We start from the raw sequence: 20,718 nt of genomic DNA on the forward strand, positions 1-20,718 counted from the left end.
GTTACTTGCCCGCTGCGTCTGCTGCTTTACCCAGCTGCGGCAGGAACGTATCCAGTGCCCACGGCAAGCTCAGCGGCGATGAGGCGGAGATGGAGAGCGTCAGAGTGTTGTCCGAATCGGCAACCAGGGCGCCCTTCTTGATGGCCGGGATCTGTCCGAGCAGCGGATCAGCCTTGATGGCATCTGCCGTGGTGGCGTCCGGAACCCAGGTGACGAAGATGTCGGACTCGAGCTCGTTGGCCTTCTCAGCGGACCACGGGATGAAGAACTCAGTAGTCGACTTGGTGTTCTGTTCAACCACGGGAGCCAGCTTCATGCCGATTTCGGAGAGGAAGCGGGGGCGGTTGTCGATAGCCGTGTAAACGTTGGCGCCGTCGCCCTTGGCGGGCTCGAGGTTGCCGTAGATGAAGGTCTTGTCCTTGATCTGCGGGAACTTGGAGACCTTGTCCTTGACGGTGGTCTCAGTGTCTTCGATCAGCTTCTTGGCTTCGGCTTCCTTGCCCAGTGCCTTCCCGATCAAGGTGGTGCTTTCCTGCCAGGGGGTGCCGTAGGCGAGCTCCGGCTGTGCCACGACGGGGGCGATTTCGCTGAGCTTCTTGTAGTCAGCTTCTTCAAGGCCCGAGTATGCAGCCAGGATAACGTCCGGATTGAGCTTGGCGATCTCGGTGAAGTTGATGCCGTCAGCTTCGGAGAACTGGACCGGAGCCTTGTCGGTGCCAAAGCCGGCGCCGAGCTTCTCCAGCGCTGCGTCCTTCCACGGGGTGGAGCCTTGCTCGTTGTTGCCCCATTCGTTCTTCGGGACACCTACGGGAACAACGCCCAGGGCGATCGCGATATCGTCATTGACCCACGAGACAGTGACTACACGCTTGGGCTGCTCTTTGATGGTGGTCTCACCAAAGACGTTCTTGATGGTCACGGGGAACGCCGAAGACGCTGCCTGCTCAGAAGCCGGAGCGGACGTTGCCGGACCAGTGGAGCAGCCGGTGAGGGTAAGAGCGACGGCGGCCAAAGCGGCCGTCGCGGTTCCTGCTGTTTTCAGCAGGGCGCGGCGTGGGAGAAGGGAAGCCACGGGACTCCTTAAGTAAGTGATGCGAACCTAAGTAAGGCTAGCCTAGCCTGTCGATAATTAAGAAACGTTTGCGTCACCTAATCCGGCATCCTTCTGAATTGGGACGCAGATCACACGCTCTCTCACATCCCGCGTCTTTCAACCGAACGCTCTCTCACATCCCGCGTCCTTCAACCGAACGCTCTCGCAGTGGACAGCTGCCCGAAAATTTTGAAAGTATGGGCGACAGCGGACTACCGCTTCTTACGGATATGAACGAGGGGATGAGCGTGCGCACTGTTTCAGTTGCTGCAGCCATGGTTGGCGAGGTGGCCGCATTGGCCTGCTTGGCACTCCCCCACACGTCGGCATCTTTTTAGGCACTAACCCAGCCCTCATTTTGGGGTCTCTTTGCAGTGCCCTCTTTCTCCGATGACCGACGTCTTCTGCCCATTCCCGCGCGCCTCCAGTAGCGCGCGGACGTCGACCATTTCCGAAAGAAGCTTTGCCATGCAGAAAATCACTGCCCAACAAATCCGTTCGTCGTTCATCAACGCCAGTCGCTCAGAGGCTGCCAAGGTCAAGCTCCCCCGCGACTTCGAAATCCTCGACTGGGACAACCTGGAGTTCCTGGGGTGGCGGGACGAAAAGATGCCCCAACGCGGCTACCTCGTGGTTCCACATCGGGGCAAGCTCACGGGGATCCTGCTCCGGGCTCCTGAAGGTGGTTCCGGCAAGAGGCGCGTTGTCCTCTGCGAACTATGCCGTGACGTTTTCTCCAAAGACGACGTCTACCTGTGGGTTGCCAAGAAGGCCGGACAATCCGGCAAGGACGGCAACACCGTGGGGACATTGATCTGCGCCGAGTTCGGCTGCAGCACCAATGTACGCAAAGAACCGCCCGTCAACGAGATCAACCCGGACCCGGCCGCCGTCGTTGTTCGGCAGATCGCCGGGCTGGAGTCCAGGACCGAACAGTTCCTGGACCGCGTCCGGGCTAAGTAACTCGATCCAGCTGGCAGTAGTGGTTGCTATGTGAGCTCATACCAACCACTACTGCCAGTCAGTTGGGCTGGCGTCGTCGCATAGCGCGCCTAGCGCAGGACGATGTCCACCGGGTTGGCTTCGGACCGCCATGCACCAGGCTCGGCCGGTCCGGCGATCACCGGAGCCGTCAGCACGCCGGAACGGTTGGTGCGCTTGTCGCGGAGGATTTCCGTGACGGATCCAAGGTGTCGGGACAGGTCAATCACGTTTTCGGGGGCAGCAAGCAACAACTGGAACCCGAATTCGTGAAGCGCCTTGATGCCTGCACCCGCGAATTCCTCGGAAGCCAATACGAAGGCTTCGTCCATCATCACCGTGCCGTACGTCGTGAAGCCCTGCTCGGCGATGCCCAACTGGTAACTCAAGGCCGCGGCCATGATGAACGCCGTGAAACGCTGGCGCTCACCGCCGGACATGGAGCCGGTATCGGCATGCATGAAGACTTCGGTCTTCCGCTTGGCTGCCTTGCCGGTGCCGGCTTTGCCCGATTTCGAAGCAACTTCACGGTGCTCCTTGCACTGGATGAACAGGTGCCCTCGGACGTCCAGCACTTCGGCACGCCAACGGCGATCCTCAGGCGTCTGCGATCCAAGCCGCTTCACCAGCGTTTCCAACGACTTGTAACGCGCGGTGAGTTCGGCGTCGTCGTCCATTTCTGTGGCTGAAGCAGCGCCACGCGAGGGGCGAGCGTGCTTCGCCTTCAAGGCGTTTTGAATCGCATCCTTGAACTGTTTGGCGGTGGCCGGGAGCGTCTGTTTGATGTCGAGTTCCAGGAAGCTGCCCTCGTGGAAATTGACCTGCGACAGAATGCCGTTGAGGGGCAGGATACGACTGGTGATACTGCGGCGTTCCTCGTCCAACAAGTGCAGGAGCGTGCTGAACGACTCGTGGGTGCGCTGGTTGAAGAACAGCCGGAACTCGGCCTCCTGCGAGGGCAAGCCATCGCTCACAATCGCGTGATACCGGGATTCGAAGTCTCCGGCAGCACCGATCGACGTACCGTGGTCGGCGCTGATGGCACTTCCCCAGTCCCGCACGAAGGCTTCAAACAAGCGGGTCAACCGCTCGGCCGTCGCCTGTCCGCGCGATTCCGCGGAATGCAGTTCGTCGAGCAGTTTGTTGCGGACACTGTTGGCCAGGTTGTCGAGCTCGTACAGTTCAGAGACCTCACCGACACCCTCAAAGTACGGTTCCAGCGCGGTGACGGTAGAGGCCGACGGCGGTGCTTGCTCGAGCTTCAGCCTCGCCGCGTCGAGCAGGCCGTCAGCCGTGGTCATCTTGTGGTCGAGTGCTTTGTATTCGCTCTGCAGGACGGCGGCCGTACCTGTGGAGGACTGGTGCTTCTCCCGCACGGCTTCGATGTTGGCACGCAAAGGCTCAAGGTCCGCCTGCGCGGCCAAAGCATCCGTCAGGCGCTGTTCAATCCTGGCAAGTTCGTCCGCTGCGACCGCTGCGGAAACTTGCTCCCACGTCCGCTCATCCTCAGCCACACGGCGGAGCGCCTCGAGCTGCCGGGCCATACCCTGGTGCGAATCCTCACGGCTCTGCGCAAGTTCCGCAGCTTTCGCGAGCTCGTTCTCCAATTCGCCCACGCGGGCTGCCACAAGCTCCAATTTGGAAGCGTTGTCGAAGCCCAGGACGTAATCCTGCCGGCTCGTGAAACGGTCGTCTTTCTCAACGGTGTGACGGTTGCGCTTAACTACGCCACCAAGGCTCAGGCCCTTGTCCATCGACGCAAGCTGGTCGGGATCCTCCACGCACGGGTACGCGAAATCCAGGGCGATCCGCTCACGGATCCATTCCCCGGCGTCGGCGTTGACCCCCGAGGTGAGGATGCTCAACTTCGTCAAGAGGTCGCCGTCGGACACGTCCTCCACAGCCAACGCGCCGCCGGCCAGCGGCTTGGACACATCAACGGCGCGGAGGGCGCCACGGACGGCGTTGTCGTTCAGGTACCGAGTGACTGCGGCGAAATGCTCACCCGGAACCAGCAACGTGGTGGCAAGGTTACGGAGGGCTCGCTCGGCGGCCGGACGCCATTGGTCCTGACCCTCCGCAAGGTCGATCAACTCGCCGCCAAACGGCATCCGCTCTTCCGGGACGCCGGTTGCGGCCGCGATGGCAGCGCGGTTTTCAATACTCGACGGCGGCAACAGGGACTTGCGCGACCGCAACGACAGGAGTTCCTGCTGGGCCGCTGCGAGTTCACGCTTTTTGGTGGCGTGCCCGTCGAACGCCTCAAAACGAAGCTCCTTAAGGGCCTCCGAATCGTCCTTCAGCTCTGCCGATCGGGCAGCTGCCTGCTCGTGTGCCTGGTCCCACCCTTCGCTGGACCACTCCAGGTTCAACCCGGCATCGGCCAGCGCCTTCCGGGCCGAATCCTCCACCTGCTGACGGAGCTTCAGCCCAACCCTGGCGTTCTCCAACGACTGCTCAATGGCCGAAATCGCGTTGCCGCCACGGTTGTTGTAATCCAGTTCAAGATCACGGAGGTCCTTGGCCAGGGCGTCACGCACCGTGCGTTCGGCAGCGAGTTCCTGCGCTTTGGACTGGGCCAGCTCCTTGAACCGCGCCAGCGTCTTGGCATGAACAGTAACCGCGAGCTGCTGCTTGTAGGCCTCGAACTCCTCGCCGGCCAACTCCCGGAGACGATTCGCGTCCAGCAGAGCTTGTGCATACTCCTTGTTCAGCCCCGGAACGGGTGCCAACTGGTCGCGCTGCTGCCGCACATCCTCCAACCGCTGCCGGATGGACATCAGGTTGCTGAATTCCTCCACCACATCATCAGCGGCAGCCAACGTGGCCGGAGCATCAAGCACCTGATCGCGGAAGAACGTATTCACGCTGCCGCCCAAACCCTTACCGGCCTGGATCACGCGAAGCAGTGGCAGCGCCTGGTCCGAGTTGATACCCAGGAGCCTCCGGAAACGCTCGGCGAACGCCTTGTGGACGTCGAAAACCTGGCCATCCGGGAAGATCGATTCCAGCGCGCCCTTGGTGAACCGCTTCTGCGCGATCCCTTCAATGGCTTCAAGGTCCAACGGCTTGCTGTCGATCACATAGAAGCGCCCGACGCTCGACTCCGTGCCGTTCTTGGGAAGATCGAACAGCGCCGACACCGTCACCTTCGTGCCGGCCGCGTTATCAAACGTCAGTGCGACGGCGGACCACGTGGCACCCGGGCGCTGGAAGGCACTGGCCGAGCTGTCGCCCACCGCCTTATCACCCACCTTGCCGCGCATGTAAGTGAACGTGGTCCTCTTGTCCTCCACAGCACCGCCGGAGCGCTGGGCAGCAGCCTCATTCGAGCGCGGACGGGCGTCAAACACGCGAAGCATCGCATCAAAGAGCGTCGACTTACCTACGCCCGAGTTACCCGTCAGGAGGGTACCTTTGCGGTCCACATGCATAGTGTGGGCCCCGTGGAAGGTGCCCCAGTTGACCACCTGCACAAGTGCCAAACGCATTTGGCCCGGGTTTGTGAGCTCACCGAGCGGGAGCATGCTTGCGATGGTCACTTGGCTTGTCCTTCAGTTGTTGCGTCCGCGGCGGTACCAGACACATGCTCGGCATGCTCGGTCGTTCCTCCCTTAGACGCATGCTGCCGCATGTCTCCGGCGTCGCCGCTTGTGCGGTCCCCTGCCTCGGCGTCGTTCCCAGAGTCGTCGTCGCTGGAGTCGGAGTCGGAGTCCAGGTCCAGGAGGGGTTCTGTTCCGGACTCGTCGGCGGCTACTGCTATCAGGGCCTCGATTTGGGCTGGGATGTCGCCGATGTTCTCGAATGGGAGGGCCAGTGGCAGGGCGTTGCTGATGGTGTAGCTGTCGTCCAGCGGCGTGGGAAGGAGGAGTTGTCGGGCCAGGAGTTTGGTGATGGTGCGGGTGACCACGTCGGAGTCTCGGAGGGCGTCTTGTTGGCCGGCCGGGGTGTAGTTGGCCACCAGGTCCGAGATTTCTTCACGCGTAATCGTCGGGTCCGTCTGGGCAGTGACGTGGCGATCCAGCAGCAGGCGAAGCCGGAGCAGGACGATGGTCTCCACGCGGCTCAGGGCACGCTGCTGCCGGAGGATGCTCGACCGGGAGCTTGCACCGATGATGTCGGGATCGACGGGACGGAGGACCGCAATTTTGCGGTCGTGATCAAGCTGGAGGGTGAGGAACAGTTCGGACAGGCGACTGCGGAGGATCAGCTGGTTGTCCAAGAGGGTGGTCCACAATTTCTCGTCGCGACCGCCGTCGATGTACGGGCCCTTGAGAAGCTTCACCAGTGCATGCCGCACCTTCATGGGGAGCACGCCGGTGTCGCCGGGGAACAGCGCTGCACCGTCAACGAAGGAGTCCCGCGGTGTTACCCGGAACGGATCCGCATGGCTTATTTCGGCCGCCGGTTCAGCGGACTCTGCCGGCCCGGTCAAAGGCTCAGCCGTCTCAACACCAACCTCAGCCACCTCCTCGGTGACCTCGTCCGCTTCGGCGCCATCCGCCGTCGTGATTTCCTCTGTTGTGATTTCCTCAGTCATCAGAATCCTCATTCAGCGTGACGACGGGCAGGTATGCCGTGCGGATGCTGCCGTCGATTTGTTCGAAGTCGATGTGTTCCCAGGCGGCCCGGTCGAAGGCGGCGCCGCCCTGTAATGCCATGGACAGCAGTGTGCGTACTGTGTTGATGTGCCGTTCCTCGGCGGGCAGGTTTTCCCAGGCGTCGCCCAGGGTGGCCGCGCCGGCCATGGCTGCACGGATAACGGCAGGCTTGGCCTTGCCGGTGCGCGCAGACCGCACGCGGTCGGAGTCGCTGAACGCGATGGGGTCGGCCAGGCGCGGGGGTGTGGCGAATTCGTCGGGGTCGAACAGTTTGACCATTGCCAGCGACTCGAACCCGGCGTTGAACAGGACTGGCCCTGGGATCAGGCCGGGTCGGTCCCGTTCGTACGGCATGGAGCGGATGGCTTGCTCGGCTTCGGCCAGCACCTTGCGGAGGCTGACGGATTGCCGGACATCGTCGCTCTGGATGTACGTATTCAGGCTCTCGGAAAGCTTGCCGTAGATACGTTGGATCTGGCTGTGCTGCGTTCGCAGTTCAGCCACCAGGTTCTTGAGCGTCTCGCGGTCTTCGTGGGAGAGGTCGTCGGCGAATTGCCTGCTCAGCACTTCGCCGATCGCCGAGCGGAAGCGCAATTGTTGCTGCGGGTCTTCCAGGAAGGCCGTGAACGACCGGAAGGTGCGGCCCTCGGGGCTTTGGCGCAGCCGCTTGTCGGCCTCCAAAACCTGGGCCATGGTGGCACCCTTGCTCAGGGACTCCTCAATGATCTGGTTGCGGAGCTCGCCGACCAATTCCTCGATGCGGTCACGCATTTTCTTGTAATCCGCGGGCAGGCTGGCGGCGAGGTCCAGGATGTTGCCGGCAGCTTCCACAGCATCTTCGTCGTCCAGAAGGCCATCGAATTCGCCCGAGCTGATGTCCTCCACCAACTGCTGCCGCTCCCGGATTTCCTCCTCCAGGGCTTCCAGCCGCGCGCTCTGGTCCGGATTGGTTTCGTTGGCCAGCTTCTCCACATCTCCCAGAAGCGTGCCGAGCCGCGATCCATTCAGCGTGGAACGCTCGCTGGAAAGGCTGTCCAGGAACGCCAGCACGCGGGCGGCGGGTTCTGTGACTTCGTAGACGATCTGGCCGGACTGGTTGCGTCGGGTCAGGAACTGCTTGCGCGTCCATTCGTCGCCGAACAGCTTGCCGTTCTGCTGACCGCCCAAGGCCGGGTCCTGGCGCCGAAGCTGCTCAAGGAAAGCGTCGACGTCGGCATGGAACTCTTCGAGCGGAAGCTGCGGCCGGGTGCGGGTAAAGGATGCCTGCAGCACGGCGATCACCCACGGCGCCGATCGGGTCAAAGCCCACGCAGGGCCTTTGGTCAGCTGTTCGAGGTCACGTAGCCTCGCGCTGATGGCGTCGGCGGAGGACATGGCTGAACGGGACAACTACTCTCCTTCAGCTGCTGCGAAACCTGGCTGGCAGCGGAAACTGCCCCGTACAAGGTTAACGCAGAGCGTCAGAGCCTCCCCACCGCAACCATTTCGTAACCTACCGTGCGGTATGGTTTCGATCCCGTATCAACGGCTTCGGGAGGCGTTTCGCCTCTGGCCGGAAAGCCCGCCCACCCCTAGTGTCAGAACATCGACGCAGCCACGCCGCGCCGACCCACGCACCGTCGCTCCGGGGGGAACCATGGATTTCGATTTCACTGCGCTGGAAACAGGCACCTACGTAGTTATTGGAACGCTGGTCTTTGCTGCACTGTTGGTGGCATTCATCGCAGCAGCAGCAATGGCCACCATCATTCTCGTTGGCACCATGGGTATGGTCTGGTATGCCGTCAAAGGCATTCTGGGTGGCCTTGTCCATGGCATTAATTTCGCGTGGGACCGTCTGGTCCACCACGCAGGACAAGTGGAAATTCCGGCCGAATTCCAGCCCCAGATTTCCTCTGGCACGGGTAGCTACCCGCGGGTAGCATTGAGGGACAGCTGAAGGGTTCCCACCCACGGCGGACCCTGGCTCCATCCGGTACAACCGGCTAGAGGAGTTATTCCATGACGTCCGCCACTGACAACAGTCTCGCCGCCGCAAGCGTCAACGCCACCGCAGAAGAAGCCCGCGCCGTCGCCGAGGCCGCGCGGGAAACCGAATGGAACCGGCCCAGCTTCGCCAAGGGGCTTTACCTGGGCAGCTTCGACCTCAGCCTGATCCACCCGTGGCCTCAAGCACGGGCAGACGATGTGGAGCGGGGCGAGGAATTCATGGGCCGGCTCCTCACGTTCGCCAAGACCATGTCCGGACGCGTGATTGAACGCGACGCCAAAATTCCCGACGAGTACCTCCGGGGGCTCGCCGATCTGGGCGCTTTCGGTATGAAAATTCCGCGCGAATACGGTGGCTTGGGTTTGTCCCTTGTCTATTACGGCCGCGCCCTCGCCCTGCTGGGATCGGTACATCCAAGCCTCGGCGCCCTCATTTCTGCACACCAGTCCATCGGCGTCCCTGAGCCTGTGAAGGAATTCGGCACACCGGAACAGAAACAGGAATACCTGCCCCGCTGCGCCGCCGGCGCCATTACCGCTTTCCTCCTCACAGAGCCCGACGTCGGCAGTGACCCCGCCCGTATGGGCGCCACAGCCGTGTTGTCCGACGACGGCGGTTCTTACCTTTTGGACGGCGTCAAACTGTGGACCACCAACGGTGTGATCGCCGAACTGGTGGTGGTCATGGCCCGTGTCCCGGCACATACCGATACTGACGGGACCGAGCACAAGGGCGGGATCTCTGCGTTCGTTGTGGAAATGGACTCCCCCGGCATCACGGTGGAGAACCGCAACGCTTTCATGGGGCTGCGTGGAATCGAAAACGGCGTGACCCGTTTCCACCAGGTCCGGGTCCCCGCGGCCAACCGGCTCGGCCGCGAAGGCCAAGGACTCAAAATTGCTCTCACCACTCTCAATACGGGACGGCTCTCCATCCCTGGCCTGTGTGTTGCTGCCGGAAAGTGGAGCCTGAAGATTTCCCGCGAATGGTCCAACGCCCGGACCCAGTGGGGGCGTCCAGTTGGCCAACACGAGGCAGTGGGCAAAAAGATCGCGTTCATCGCCGCCACCACTTTTGCACTGGAAGCGGTGTTCGAATTGTCCGCCGAGATGGCCGACGCCGGCCAGAAGGATGTGCGCATCGAGGCAGCGCTGGCCAAGCTGTGGTCCACGGAATTGAGCTGCCGGATCGCCGATGACCTTGTCCAGATCCGTGGCGGCCGGGGCTTCGAAACCGCGGACTCCCTTGAGGCCCGGGGCGAGCGTGCTGTTGCCGCTGAGCAACAGCTCCGGGACCTCCGCATCAACCGGATTTTCGAGGGTTCCAGCGAGATCATGAAACTCCTGATCGCCCGCGAAGCCGTGGACGCACACCTTGCCGCCGCGGGCGACCTCGCCTCAGCGGATGCGAGCCTGCAGGACAAGGCGAGGGCCGCCGTCGGGGCCTCTGGCTTCTACGCGAAATGGCTGCCGAAACTCGTGGCGGGCGCCGGCATGGATCCCCGGTCCTATGCGGAATTCGGACGCTTGGCCAAACAGCTGCGTTTCGTCGAGAGGTCCTCGCGGCGGCTTGCACGGCAAACCTTCTACGGCATGGGCAGGTGGCAGGCGAAGCTCGAGCACAAGCAGGCGTTCCTGGGCAGGATCGTGGACATCGGCGCCGAGTTGTTCGCTATGGCCGCGTGCTGCTCGCGGGCTGAAATGCTGCTCCGCAAGCACCCGGAACAAGGTGCCACCGCATTCGAACTGGCCGAGGCCTTCTGTGAGCAGGCCCGTGTGCGGGTGGACGAATACTTCGACCAACTGTGGAGGAATACTGACGACGGCGATCACGGTCTCTCGCGCAAAGTCCTCGCCGGTGACTACGCCTGGCTGGAGGCCGGAGTCATGGACCAGTCCGAAGGTACCGGACCGTGGATCGGCGATGCGTCGCCCGGGGCCTCAACCAAGGAGAACCTGCACCGCAACTATCGGTGACGCGTTAGCGGACGTCCCCGTCCACGTAGAACCATCGTTTGCCTTCCCGGACAAAGCGGCTGACTTCGCGCTGGACGCCGCGTTCGCCGTCGAGCCTGTAGTGCGCAGCGAACTCTACGGTGCCCGTGGTGTCCAAGGGGCCGCCCTCCGACGTCGAGACGATGTCCAGCCTGCGCCACAGCATGTCCGCATCGAGGTCGATGGATTCCGGCCGGGTAGAGGCGTGCCAGGTACTCAGGATGTAATCGGGGTCCATGACAACGAAGGCCGAATAGCGCGAACGCATGAGTTGTTCGGCGGTGGGCGCATCGGCGTCACGGCGGTGGAACCGGGCGCAGCAATCGACGTATTGATCCCCGGAGAGGCAGGGGCAGGCGCTGTTGTGGAGTCTGGCAAGGTCAGGGGTCACGAGGTCCCAATCTGGGGCTGTAAATGAGAGCTGGGCAACATATTTTCCCACGCCATATAACAGCTTTGAAACAACCCCGCCAGAGTAGGGGGCGGCGCGTGATTCCGTCGGTGCTGGACCTTAGGCTGGATACGCAAGCTGGGTGGGCAATGCGCGCATCACAAAACGACAGCCAGGGGAGGCTACGTGGAGGATCCGACAACACTCGCCATCAACCTGACGTATTTGGGAACATTGGGACTCGCTGTCCTCATGTTCCTGGGTCTCGGGTTGATCATCATCATCACTCTGGTAATAGCCGGAGTTGGGCGACTGCTGTCGATTGTGCTCCTGGCCATGGTGGGGATCTTCCCCAAGAAGGAAACCACTCCCATCGTCCAGTTGCCCCCACGCCCGGCGCGCGTCCCTGATCCTGTGACCGGCGTCGAGTCTCCAGCAGCTGTTGCATCGCCTCTGGATGACCTCGCCTATCTTGAAACTGGATCCACCGCGGCGCAGGCTCCCACGGCGGTCGCTACGGCAAAGCCTGCTGCCTCTGCGCCGGCAGCTCCGCCAGCGGCGAAGCCCGCCGAGGCCGCCACCCCTGCCGCACCTTCCGCTCCTGCCCAGCCCGCCGCCCCAAAGCGCGACCTCCTGGGAGATGTTCGACGGCGGCTCTCGGGTGCGTCAACCGCTGTCAAGGACGGCGCGTGGAAGGCCAAGGTAGACCCCCGCAACCTTCCCAAGCCGGCGGAGGTCAAGTCGGTGGTCGAAAACCAGGCCGCCCACCATCCGATTCTCGTGGCAGCCACCAAGGAACCGCCGGTTTTGGCGAAAGACTGGGCTGATGCCGTGGCCGAGGCCGACCGCCGTGCAGCCGCCCGCGCGCAGGCTCAGCAGCCTCCCGCCATCAAGGTGACTGTCCGCGACGTCGGCGAGCCCACGCCGTCGCCGTCCAGTGGGAAAACGCCAGACCCCAACACGCCGGATGCTTCGGCAAAACCGGCTGGCGGTGGCAGCGACAAAAACGGCTCCAGTAACGACGGTGGCGGCTCCACCGGAGGTGGCACCGGCAACGGCGCAAAGAAATCGGGCCCGAACACTTCCAAGAATGGGAAGTCTCCGAGCCCGATCCGAAAAGGTTCGCTCAGCAGCGCCAGCCGCAACTCCTAGTTACGGCTACGCGGCCAACTGCCGGAAAGACGCGCCGTGGTAAATCAGCGGCTTGGACTCCGGGTTGATGGTGGTCGCCTTGACCTCCAGAACCACGATCGCGTGGTCCCCTGCGGGCGTCTCCGAGACAACTTCGCATTCGAAGCCCAGCACGGCGCCGTCGATCAGCACTGCTCCTGAGTCGCTGACGCTGGTGTCCAGCCCGGCAAAACGGTCGCGGGTCTTCGACGCCAGCTGGAGTGCGGCGCCTTCCTGCCCCTCGGCAAGGACCGAGACACCCAATCGTTGGGCCTGGCGGAGCTTCGGCCAGGTTGTGGAGGAGTTCTGCACGGCAAACATCACCAGCGGCGGTTCCAACGAGACACCCACGGTGAAGGACGAGGCCACCAAGGCTTCCGGCGTGAAGTCCACCATCGCGCTGAAGGCAGCAACTCCGGACGGGAACTGCGCAAATGCAGCCTTGATGGCCGCCGTTTCTTCCACTGTGGTCTGTGTCATTCCGCTGTCCCCTATTCGTGCGTTGCTTGAGTTCCTTTCCCATAATTCACCTGCTTCCGGGAACAGCAATATTTGTTGATTTGAAAGACATTTGTGTTGCCGCGTGTCAAGAAATGTCGCGAAGTAAGGCCTCTTCCGTTACTCCGCAAGACGAAAAACGAAGAAGTTCTACCGCTTGCATTTATGCCGCAGACGGCCGTGTGTAGCCTCGATTGAACATCCCGTCCGTGGCCACCGACTCACGCCTGGACACCAGCACCGCCCATCAGCACCGTCCCACCACAGGAAGCCGACATGAGCCTCAACGAGCTACGAACGCTTGGACGCACTGGCGCCCTGATCAGCCCGCTCACGCTGGGCACCCTCAACTTCGGCACCGGCGCCGCACCAACGGGTCCCGCCGAGAGCATCCGCATAATCAAAGCGGCGCTGGACGCCGGCATCACCAGCGTCGACACCGCGGACATCTATTCCCAGGGCGAGGCCGAAACAGTGGTTGGCCAGGCCATTCACAGCCGGCGCGACGACGTTTTCCTCGCCACCAAGTTCCACGGTCAGATGGGTTCCAACCCGGCGCATGCAGGCAACTCGCGCCGTTGGATTGTCCGGGCTGTTGAGGACAGCTTGCGGCGGCTGAACACCGACAGGATCGACCTCTACCAAGCGCACCGTCCGGACTACAACACCGATCTCCTGGAAACCATCACTGCGCTGAACGACCTCATCCGGCAGGGAAAGATCCTGTACTACGGCACGTCCGTATTCAGCCCCGCCCAACTTGTTGAGGCCCAGTGGATCGCCAACACCAACCACCTCACGCCGCCCGTAGTTGACCAGGTGCCCTATTCGCTTCTGGTGCGTGCCAACGAACGTGACGTTTTCCCCATCACCCAGCAGTACGGCGTCGGGGTTCTGAGTTATGGACCGCTCGACGGCGGCTGGCTGGCTGGCGGCTACCGCGTGGGTGCGGGCCAGCCTGAAAGTTCGCGGTTCTCCGCTCTTCCCGGCCGGTTCGACGTGAATGCGCCGTTCAACCAGGGCAAGCTGCACGCGGCCGACGCCCTCGCGCAGCTCGCGTCCCGGCATGGGCTGACCTTGATCCAGCTCGCTGTGGCTTTCGCCCTGAATCACCCGGCCGTCACCAGCGTCGTAATCGGGCCGCGCACCGAAGAACATCTGACGGACTATTTGAAGGCCGCAGACGTGGTCCTGAGCGAGGCCGTTCTGGATGAAATCGACGACATCGTCGCACCGGCCGTGAACTTCCTTGAACGCGACGCCGGCACAGTTGCCCCGCACCTTGAGTACCCGGAACTACGACGCCGGTAGCCTCTTTCAGTTGTGAGGCCCGCTCTGCATGCTTTGGGCTTCCTTTTGTGCGCAGAGCGGGCCTCGCAACAGACTCTTGACGGGGTTCGGCCGCGGCGTGATCCTTGTCCTAAGTGCTGCGGCACTCCGCAGCGTCTAGCTTCCAGTAGAACGCCGCCGTCCCATGTCCAAGCACCATCTCAAGCAAAGTGCAGCGAAAGCCGCCACTCCAGGGCAGCCGACCGAAGGTCCCCTGACCCACGAAGAACTGCAACTCTCCGGCCGGAACCATTCCATGCCGTTGGAGGCCCTGCACGACGACATCACGCCGGCCGGGCTGCACTACCTGCTGATCCATTTCGACATCCCGCACGTTCCCGCCGACTCGTGGCGGTTAAGGCTGGGCGGGGCTGTGGATCACAACCTCGAACTGAGCCTTGAGGACATCAAGGCCAGGCCCGCCGTCACCATGCCAGTGACCATGGAATGTGCAGGGAACGGCCGGTCCCTCTTGGAACCGCGGCCGTTGAGTCAGCCGTGGGTCCTCGGCGCTGTGGGCACCGCGGAGTGGACAGGAACTCCCTTGGCACCCCTGCTGGAGGAGGCAGGTTTGGCGAGTGACGCCGTCGAGCTGGTCTTTACCGGCGCCGACGTCGGTGTCCAGGGCGGCGTCGAAGAGCCGTACGCACGCAGTCTTTCGATCGCAGAGGCAATGCATCCCGAGGTCATGCTTGTCTACGCCATGAACGGAAGTCCCCTGCCAATCCAGCACGGTTTCCCGCTCAGGCTGCTGGTGCCCGGGTGGTATGGCATGGCCAGTGTGAAGTGGTTGACGTCGATCGAGGCTGTGACGTCGCGGTTCATGGGTTTCCAGCAGGCGGTTGCTTACCACTATCTGCAAGGGCCCGATGGGCCTGGGCTGCCCGTCACACACATCCGGGTTCGATCGCTGATGGTGCCTCCCGGGATTCCTGATTTCTTCACCCGGCGCCGCATTGTCGACTCCGGTCCGGTCATGCTGCACGGCCGCGCCTGGTCAGGCCATGGCGAGGTGGAACGGGTGGAGGTAGGGATCGACGGCGAGTGGATGCCCGCCCATGTGGACCCGCCCGTGGGTGATTTCGCGTGGAGGTCGTGGTCCATGGTGTGGGTCGCGAGTCCGGGCGAGCACGTGCTGCGCTGCCGGGCTATGGATACGTCCGGCGCGCTGCAGCCCACCGACCAAGTGTGGAATTACCAGGGCATCGGGAACAACATGGCACAACGGGTTGAGGTGACGGTTCGGTAGTTGTTCCTCGTGGGCCCGCTCCGAGCGCTCCGAGCTCCGGCGCGCCGAGAACGCTGGAACGCTGCGTAATCGCCGGAACTTTCCCTACGATCTCGCCGCTTTCGTGTGTTCTCGCGGGGCAGGCGGACCCCGGTTAGACTCGTTCCAATCATGAGTATCCCGTCTTCCTCCCCAGCGAACGTCCGCGTCGACGCCTGGTTGTGGGCGATCCGCGCCTACAAAACCCGCTCCGCCGCCACGGCCGCCTGCCGTGCCGGACATATCCGCATCAATGGGAACCCTGTCAAAGCGTCGCAAAGCGTGATCATTGGCGACACCATCCGGGTCCGGGAATCAGGCTGGGAACGGATCCTCGAAGTCCGGCGCCTCATCGCCAAGCGCGTCGGAGCCGAAGCCGCCTCACACTGCTTCACCGACCACACTCCCCCGCGCCCAGTCGCTCCCAAACTCGGCCTTCCCCAGCGCGACCGCGGCGCCGGTCGGCCCACCAAGAAGGACCGTAGGGATATGGAGAAACTGCGCGGGTAGATGACTCTCGCGGGCCGCAGCTGGCACTTATCCACAGGTCGCTCTTTCTGACATGAAACTTTCCCAGCCCGCTGCTTAGACTGACCGGCACACCGCCAAAACAGCTGCTGGGGAGCCTGTCATGCCACGCCTTTCGTCTGCCACTTTTCCGTTAGTCCTGGCCCGGACGGGAGCTATAGCAGTTGGACTGGCGCTGCTCCTCACGGGTTGCCAGGGCGGCACCACACCCAGCGCGCCACCCTCCGAACCGAGTTCGACGACGGCGTCGCCCACCACCAGCGCTTCGGTTCCGGCGGCTTCGGCTACTCCGGAAAGTCCGCCGACATCCGCCGTGTACAAACCCGCGGACGCCAAGGGGAAGGCCGAGAATGTGCCTGTTCCCGTGATGCCGGAGTTGGCGAAGGAGAACTCGAAGGCTGGGTTGGAGGCGTTTATTGGGTATTGGTACGCGACGTACTCCTATGCGATCGAAACAGGTGATCTAGCGGCATGGAAGAAGGTCACCGACACAACGATCCCCGTTGCCGTCGCCCACGAAGAGTCGGTGTATCTCAACTACACGGACGGCAGATGGATGGCCGGCGGCACCCTTGAGACCCCAGTGATAGACGTCGTCTGGAATGAATCTGGGAGCGGCGTCTCATCAGCAAAGGTCCAGGTGATTCAGGAAGCAATCCAGTACTTCGATGCTGACGGTACTAAGGGCCAAAGTGACTCTGTAGGCACTAATACTGCCGACGCGCTCTTCACTACTTATATGAGTGGAGCGTGGAAGGTCACGAACTACGGAACGATTGTGGGTTAGTCATGCGGGCATTCAACTTCCGCTTCGGCATTCTGCTTCTTGTTTTGTCGCAACTCGTCCTCGCCTCCGCGGCTGCGAAAGCCGATGACACAAGAGTCAGCGCTGACAGGCATGACCGGCAGATAGAAGTTGGGGCCACATTCGTATTCAACCCAGAGACCGGTAAATCTGAGTCAACAGCGGGTACTTCCCCGGCCACGGAGGATCCAAATCAGTACATGGCCGATGTTCATTGCCGGTCCGGCGGAACTGACACACCGGACAAGGGCTGCCTCACGATGGAATGCCCGGCCAAGACACCCGACGGAGAAGAAGGCACACCCGTCATCTGGAGACAGGCACCGAAGTCCATCACGAACCCGACATGGACAGACTACCCAGCCGTCAGCGGACCCACCTGCCTCTACGACCCCCAACCACAGAACGTCCTGGCCAACATCGCAGCCCGCATCCTGACCGACTTCCAACAACTGCCCGTCAACCCAGGAACCCTCGAAGCCCAACCCTTCCCGCACACCCTCAAAGGCGGACCCACCAACTTCTACACCACCACCGCAGAACAAGGCTTCGACATCACCATCCTCGGCCAAGCAGTCCACATCACCGCAACACCAGCCAACTACACCTACACCTACGGCGACGGCAGCACACTAGGACCCACCCCGGTGGCCGGCTACTCCATCCCCGAAACCGACTGGCTCAACAACGAGACCCGCACCAGCCACACCTACACCGAAACCGGCAACTACCAGGCCACCCTCACCACCAGCTTCACCGGCACCTACTCCGTCAACAACGGCCCGCCCCTACCCATCAACGGAACCCTCCACATCACCACACCGGCCAAAACCATCCACGTCTGGAAAACAGAAAGAGCACTCGTCGCCGACACCTGCCAGGAAAACCCCAACTCCTGGGGCTGCCCAGGCGCGAAGACCGACTAATGAGGTGAGTGCGCTAAGCGCGTGAGCGCAGGTGGGGGTTAGGAGAACCAGGTCCCCGGAGGGCCCATGAACAAGAGGAAGCTGAACACTGCGCCCACGGCCACCAACGTGACGACAACGGCAAGGATCGGGTTCCGCAGGACCCAAGCCTGGACTTTCTCGAATCCACCTCGCGGCGATTCTCCCCCGGCTGCCAAACGCCAACCGCCGGCGAGGAGGCCCCGGCGGTCCAGCGACTTCTCCATCGGGATGGTGGCGTAGGGGATTACTGCTGAACCGATGGCGAGAAGACCTGTACGCGTTGACCACTTCTGGTTGATCCAGGTGAAGGCGGCCGTCGCTGCGTAGCAAAGGAAGACGAAGCCGTGAATGCCGCCCGCGATGCTCACGCCAACGTCGGTTGTGCGTGTGACGTACTTAAGGAACAACCCGATCAGCAGCAGCGTCCAAGTCACGGCCTCGGCAAAAGCAACGGTGCGGAACAAAGTGCGGGGCTGCATGGAAGTCCTCAGGTAGGAAACGGGAGACACGTCGTATTTTACCGGCTGTAGAACTTCCCGTGCGTCACCTCCCAGCAACAATTCACTTTGCCGAGGGCAGTGCCTGCCGGTTCCGGATGCGGGAATCGCCAAACTCGATGGCAACGGGCGCGATCTCCATCTCAGGTTCATGACGGGTCCGGGCTTTGCCGACGGCGATGTGAGGCAACCAGCGGGGTGACCTGTAACCCAGTGCGGGTGAGCTCAGGATGAAGTCGTCAATGTTGTCCAGGCCCAGATTGTCCAGAAGTGTGTGAAGCCCTTGCACCAAAAGTGCCTGATAGTCGTGCACTTCCTGCGGCACATCCACCTCGAGCCCCGTCAGGCGGCCACCGCCCAACGGGATCAACTTTTCCGACTTGCCCAGAAAGCCCTGCAACACCGGCAGCTCGGTCAACCAGCTGGCGATCTCCGGAAGTGTCTTTTCAGGAGATGACAAACCTTTGGTCCACGCCACGATGTCCTGGGCCAAGTCGTCGAGGATCCCGACGTGAAGCAGTGTCAGGTGCAACCCCGAAGGTTTACGGAGGGCATCAACGAACCGGGCCAGGCCGTCATAGTCGGAGGCTCCGTCGCCAACACGCAGAACGGGCACCTCAACTGTGACGCGAGGCCCATCCGGTTTGCTTCCAACTGGTTTGCCGGCCGTCATGGTTGCCATTATGCGCCGAACGCCCAGCCGGCGGGAGGCCGACGGCGGTACTCGCCTAACGCCGTCGTGCCCTGCTCCCTACTTCTTGGGGCGGGCCTGGACCAGGTTGGCGAACGGAAGCCTCCCGTGAGCTGCAACGAAGGCCGCTTGATAGCCGGCTTCGGCCGCATTCAGTTCGGACGGAGGAAACTCTTTCCAGGCAACAATGAGGTCCAAAGCATCCCGTAGTTGCCAGATGAGCCGTGCATCCCAGACAACGGTGGGCCGTCCGCGGCCGTAGTCCAGGAATTCCTGGATCTGCTTGCGAAGCCCTCGGTTACCCTGGCTGCCGGCGCTTGCTTTGCCTACGTACAGCACGGAAGCATCCGCAATCCACTCGGCCTCCAAGGCTTCCCGCTTGAGCGAAGGGTCCTTCTTCTTGAACGTGCCGGCAGTGCTCTTGCTGAGGAATACGGGGTCGAAATCAGCGGGGCACAGGATGGCGAAGACGCCGGGGCCTTGTGGAATCCGCATGGGATCGAGTTCGTCGAGCGGCCGGAATCCGGTGAAACCGTCCTGCGTGAGGGACTTTTTGGTGAAGAGCATGGTCCATTGTGTCAAGGGGAAGTCACAAAATCCCCGTGCCGCGGGGTAGGCACATGAATTTTGACTTGTAGCTTAAAGTGTTCTCGGCTGCCCAACAGCCGACTCATCACTCCATTCGCGTCATAGGGGGACTATTTGCGCGCCCACATCAAGCTGCCCCACAGCTTTTGTCCACTCAATTTCTCTGTCCCGGGAGGTTCGCTCACGTGCGGAAGCTAGCAATCGCTGCGGCCACATCCGTAGTGCTGGCCGCAACCACTTGGGCAGTCGCCACGGCTGCCAACGCTGACTCTGGAACAGTCGTCAGGGTCATCGACGGCGACACCGTGGTTGTATCGATCAACAACAACGACCAGACGATCCGCCTGTTGAACATCAACACTCCTGAAACCAAAGACCCAAACAAACCCACCGAATGTCTTGGCCCGGAGGCCGCGGACCATCTGAAGGACGTGCTTCCCGTGGGGAGCAAGGTTCGTTTGGAGTTCGACATTGAACGCCACGACAAATACGGCAGAACACTGGCTGGAGTCTTCAACGCCAGCAATCAATTGGTGAACGCAGAAATCGCACGACGAGGCCTCGGGGTTCCCATGGTGGTGGAGCCGAACCGCAAGTTCCTTCCGCCTGTTGAGGAAGCCTTCGAGGAAGCGCGTACGGCGAAGGCGGGCCTGTTCGCAGAAGACATCGAATGCACACTCCCCGCACAACTGACAGCTGCCACGGAAGCAATAACGGCAGCCCAAAGCGCGGCGCCAGCCACGACGTCGACGGGTGCGGGAGCATCGGCCACTGGGCTTGCGACTGCCATCGCTTCTGCGAAGACAGCCAAAGACCTTCTGTCCGCTGCCAGGGACACCGAGCACTCGATTCTTTGGGCGGCGTACTCAGCCACCGAATCAGCAGCCAAGTTGTCTGCCTTAACAGCAGTGATATCCACGGCCGAATCTGCCCACAGCCAGCTCAAGGACCAAGAGAAAGCATTGGCCGCAGCGGAGAAGAAGGCGGAGGAGGAACGAGTGGCTGCTGCTGCGCGTGCAGAGGCTGAAAAGAAGGCTGCCGAGGAAGCCGCGGCAGCTGCAAAGAAGGCTGCAGACGAGGCCGCAGCAGCAGAGCAGGCTCGAGCAGCCGCGGCGGCCGCCGAGGCTGAACGGATTCGGAACCTCCCTGTGCCGGCACCCTATGTGCCGCCGGCCCAGCAGTACGTTCCGCCGGCCCCACAAAATGTGGCCCCACCTGCCCAGTCGAACCCCTACCCCGGGTATACGGGTCCCCGCTGCTATGCTCCCGGCGGCAAGTCCTGGCGTCCCTGCTGACAAGCGGCTCGCGTGAATGCCTGGTATCCCCGCGATGGGGATACCAGGCTTTC

At 62.3% G+C, this 20,718-nt stretch carries 19 protein-coding genes; 10 read left to right on the forward strand and 9 right to left on the reverse strand.

The features are described from left to right. Position 1: 1 nt before the first annotated feature. On the reverse strand, positions 2-1,072 hold the full coding sequence (locus ABQM86_RS19375) for an iron-siderophore ABC transporter substrate-binding protein (RefSeq protein WP_207595239.1): 1,071 nt from the start codon (positions 1,070-1,072) through the stop codon (positions 2-4). Between the two features lie 489 nt (positions 1,073-1,561). Here ABQM86_RS19375 and ABQM86_RS19380 point away from each other — a divergent pair, with 489 nt between their 5' ends. Next, positions 1,562-2,056, forward strand: a complete 495-nt coding sequence (locus tag ABQM86_RS19380; protein ID WP_369745320.1) for an FBP domain-containing protein — start codon at positions 1,562-1,564, stop codon at positions 2,054-2,056. An 89-nt stretch (positions 2,057-2,145) separates the two neighbouring features. On the opposite strand, the gene ABQM86_RS19385 is transcribed toward ABQM86_RS19380, so the two are convergent. Genes ABQM86_RS19385 through ABQM86_RS19395 form a run of 3 tightly spaced genes read right to left on the reverse strand, consistent with a single transcriptional unit; the run spans position 2,146 to position 8,064 of the window. Then, the gene (locus ABQM86_RS19385) at positions 2,146-5,616 is read right to left on the reverse strand and encodes an ATP-binding protein (protein ID WP_369745321.1); all 3,471 of its coding nucleotides are present in this window, start codon (positions 5,614-5,616) and stop codon (positions 2,146-2,148) included. Then, positions 5,613-6,614, reverse strand: a complete 1,002-nt coding sequence (locus tag ABQM86_RS19390; protein ID WP_337341049.1) for a DUF4194 domain-containing protein — start codon at positions 6,612-6,614, stop codon at positions 5,613-5,615. Before ABQM86_RS19390 ends, ABQM86_RS19385 begins: the two co-directional genes overlap by 4 nt. Next, positions 6,607-8,064, reverse strand: a complete 1,458-nt coding sequence (locus ABQM86_RS19395; protein WP_369745322.1) for a DUF3375 family protein — start codon at positions 8,062-8,064, stop codon at positions 6,607-6,609. Before ABQM86_RS19395 ends, ABQM86_RS19390 begins: the two co-directional genes overlap by 8 nt. Before the next feature lie 247 nt (positions 8,065-8,311). Between ABQM86_RS19395 and ABQM86_RS19400 the strand changes: the two genes are divergently transcribed. After that, positions 8,312-8,614 (forward strand): hypothetical protein, encoded by a 303-nt coding sequence (locus ABQM86_RS19400; RefSeq protein ID WP_207595242.1) that lies wholly within the window; start codon positions 8,312-8,314, stop codon positions 8,612-8,614. A 62-nt stretch (positions 8,615-8,676) separates the two neighbouring features. After that, positions 8,677-10,641: an acyl-CoA dehydrogenase family protein gene (locus tag ABQM86_RS19405; RefSeq protein WP_369745323.1), complete on the forward strand. Its 1,965-nt coding sequence runs from the start codon at positions 8,677-8,679 to the stop codon at positions 10,639-10,641. Positions 10,642-10,645: 4 nt separating this feature from the next. Here the strand turns inward: ABQM86_RS19405 and ABQM86_RS19410 are convergent, their stop codons facing one another. Next, positions 10,646-11,101, reverse strand: coding sequence for a YchJ family protein (locus ABQM86_RS19410; RefSeq protein WP_369745324.1), 456 nt, complete (start codon positions 11,099-11,101; stop codon positions 10,646-10,648). A gap of 135 nt (positions 11,102-11,236) precedes the next feature. Here ABQM86_RS19410 and ABQM86_RS19415 point away from each other — a divergent pair, with 135 nt between their 5' ends. Continuing rightward, positions 11,237-12,202, forward strand: coding sequence for a hypothetical protein (locus ABQM86_RS19415; protein WP_369745325.1), 966 nt, complete (start codon positions 11,237-11,239; stop codon positions 12,200-12,202). Positions 12,203-12,208: 6 nt separating this feature from the next. Here the strand turns inward: ABQM86_RS19415 and ABQM86_RS19420 are convergent, their stop codons facing one another. Beyond that, the gene (locus ABQM86_RS19420; RefSeq protein ID WP_280624231.1) at positions 12,209-12,700 is read right to left on the reverse strand and encodes a flavin reductase family protein; all 492 of its coding nucleotides are present in this window, start codon (positions 12,698-12,700) and stop codon (positions 12,209-12,211) included. A 294-nt stretch (positions 12,701-12,994) separates the two neighbouring features. Here ABQM86_RS19420 and ABQM86_RS19425 point away from each other — a divergent pair, with 294 nt between their 5' ends. The 5 genes from ABQM86_RS19425 (at position 12,995) to ABQM86_RS19445 (ending at position 17,573) form a co-directional block, all read left to right on the forward strand. Beyond that, the gene (locus tag ABQM86_RS19425) at positions 12,995-14,029 is read left to right on the forward strand and encodes an aldo/keto reductase (protein WP_207595247.1); all 1,035 of its coding nucleotides are present in this window, start codon (positions 12,995-12,997) and stop codon (positions 14,027-14,029) included. A 163-nt stretch (positions 14,030-14,192) separates the two neighbouring features. Continuing rightward, positions 14,193-15,296: a sulfite oxidase gene (locus ABQM86_RS19430; RefSeq protein WP_207595248.1), complete on the forward strand. Its 1,104-nt coding sequence runs from the start codon at positions 14,193-14,195 to the stop codon at positions 15,294-15,296. 150 nt (positions 15,297-15,446) lie between these two features. Further along, positions 15,447-15,824 (forward strand): RNA-binding S4 domain-containing protein, encoded by a 378-nt coding sequence (locus ABQM86_RS19435; RefSeq protein WP_018779945.1) that lies wholly within the window; start codon positions 15,447-15,449, stop codon positions 15,822-15,824. 331 nt (positions 15,825-16,155) lie between these two features. Continuing rightward, the gene (locus tag ABQM86_RS19440) at positions 16,156-16,629 is read left to right on the forward strand and encodes a DUF6318 family protein (protein WP_369745326.1); all 474 of its coding nucleotides are present in this window, start codon (positions 16,156-16,158) and stop codon (positions 16,627-16,629) included. 218 nt (positions 16,630-16,847) lie between these two features. Beyond that, positions 16,848-17,573, forward strand: a complete 726-nt coding sequence (locus tag ABQM86_RS19445) for a hypothetical protein (protein WP_369745327.1) — start codon at positions 16,848-16,850, stop codon at positions 17,571-17,573. Between the two features lie 38 nt (positions 17,574-17,611). Here ABQM86_RS19445 and ABQM86_RS19450 read toward each other — a convergent pair whose 3' ends face one another. The 3 genes from ABQM86_RS19450 to ABQM86_RS19460 form a co-directional block, all read right to left on the reverse strand. Next, the gene (locus tag ABQM86_RS19450) at positions 17,612-18,073 is read right to left on the reverse strand and encodes a DUF3817 domain-containing protein (RefSeq protein WP_369745328.1); all 462 of its coding nucleotides are present in this window, start codon (positions 18,071-18,073) and stop codon (positions 17,612-17,614) included. Positions 18,074-18,155: 82 nt separating this feature from the next. Beyond that, entirely contained in the window at positions 18,156-18,764 is a 609-nt protein-coding gene (locus ABQM86_RS19455; protein WP_369745329.1) for a hypothetical protein, read from the reverse strand. A 78-nt stretch (positions 18,765-18,842) separates the two neighbouring features. Further along, positions 18,843-19,349 (reverse strand): hypothetical protein, encoded by a 507-nt coding sequence (locus ABQM86_RS19460; protein WP_369745330.1) that lies wholly within the window; start codon positions 19,347-19,349, stop codon positions 18,843-18,845. Between the two features lie 206 nt (positions 19,350-19,555). Between ABQM86_RS19460 and ABQM86_RS19465 the strand changes: the two genes are divergently transcribed. Then, positions 19,556-20,665, forward strand: a complete 1,110-nt coding sequence (locus ABQM86_RS19465; RefSeq protein WP_369745331.1) for a thermonuclease family protein — start codon at positions 19,556-19,558, stop codon at positions 20,663-20,665. Positions 20,666-20,718: the final 53 nt, after the last annotated feature.

Origin of the sequence: Paenarthrobacter sp. AMU7 (assembly GCF_041200195.1) — a bacterium.
Classification (GTDB): Bacteria; Actinomycetota; Actinomycetes; order Actinomycetales; family Micrococcaceae; genus Arthrobacter.

Excerpts from the sequence above, each read along its gene's own strand:
- ABQM86_RS19380 (WP_369745320.1), top strand. The coding sequence starts at position 1,562 with ATGCAGAAAATCACTGCCCAACAAATCCGTTCGTCGTTCATCAACGCC.
- ABQM86_RS19390 (WP_337341049.1), bottom strand. The coding sequence starts at position 6,614 with ATGACTGAGGAAATCACAACAGAGGAAATCACGACGGCGGATGGCGCC.
- ABQM86_RS19400 (WP_207595242.1), top strand. The coding sequence starts at position 8,312 with ATGGATTTCGATTTCACTGCGCTGGAAACAGGCACCTACGTAGTTATT.
- ABQM86_RS19405 (WP_369745323.1), top strand. The coding sequence starts at position 8,677 with ATGACGTCCGCCACTGACAACAGTCTCGCCGCCGCAAGCGTCAACGCC.
- ABQM86_RS19420 (WP_280624231.1), bottom strand. The coding sequence starts at position 12,700 with ATGACACAGACCACAGTGGAAGAAACGGCGGCCATCAAGGCTGCATTT.
- ABQM86_RS19425 (WP_207595247.1), top strand. The coding sequence starts at position 12,995 with ATGAGCCTCAACGAGCTACGAACGCTTGGACGCACTGGCGCCCTGATC.
- ABQM86_RS19430 (WP_207595248.1), top strand. The coding sequence starts at position 14,193 with ATGTCCAAGCACCATCTCAAGCAAAGTGCAGCGAAAGCCGCCACTCCA.
- ABQM86_RS19435 (WP_018779945.1), top strand. The coding sequence starts at position 15,447 with ATGAGTATCCCGTCTTCCTCCCCAGCGAACGTCCGCGTCGACGCCTGG.
- ABQM86_RS19445 (WP_369745327.1), top strand. The coding sequence starts at position 16,848 with ATGGCCGATGTTCATTGCCGGTCCGGCGGAACTGACACACCGGACAAG.
- ABQM86_RS19450 (WP_369745328.1), bottom strand. The coding sequence starts at position 18,073 with ATGCAGCCCCGCACTTTGTTCCGCACCGTTGCTTTTGCCGAGGCCGTG.
- ABQM86_RS19455 (WP_369745329.1), bottom strand. The coding sequence starts at position 18,764 with ATGACGGCCGGCAAACCAGTTGGAAGCAAACCGGATGGGCCTCGCGTC.
- ABQM86_RS19460 (WP_369745330.1), bottom strand. The coding sequence starts at position 19,349 with ATGCTCTTCACCAAAAAGTCCCTCACGCAGGACGGTTTCACCGGATTC.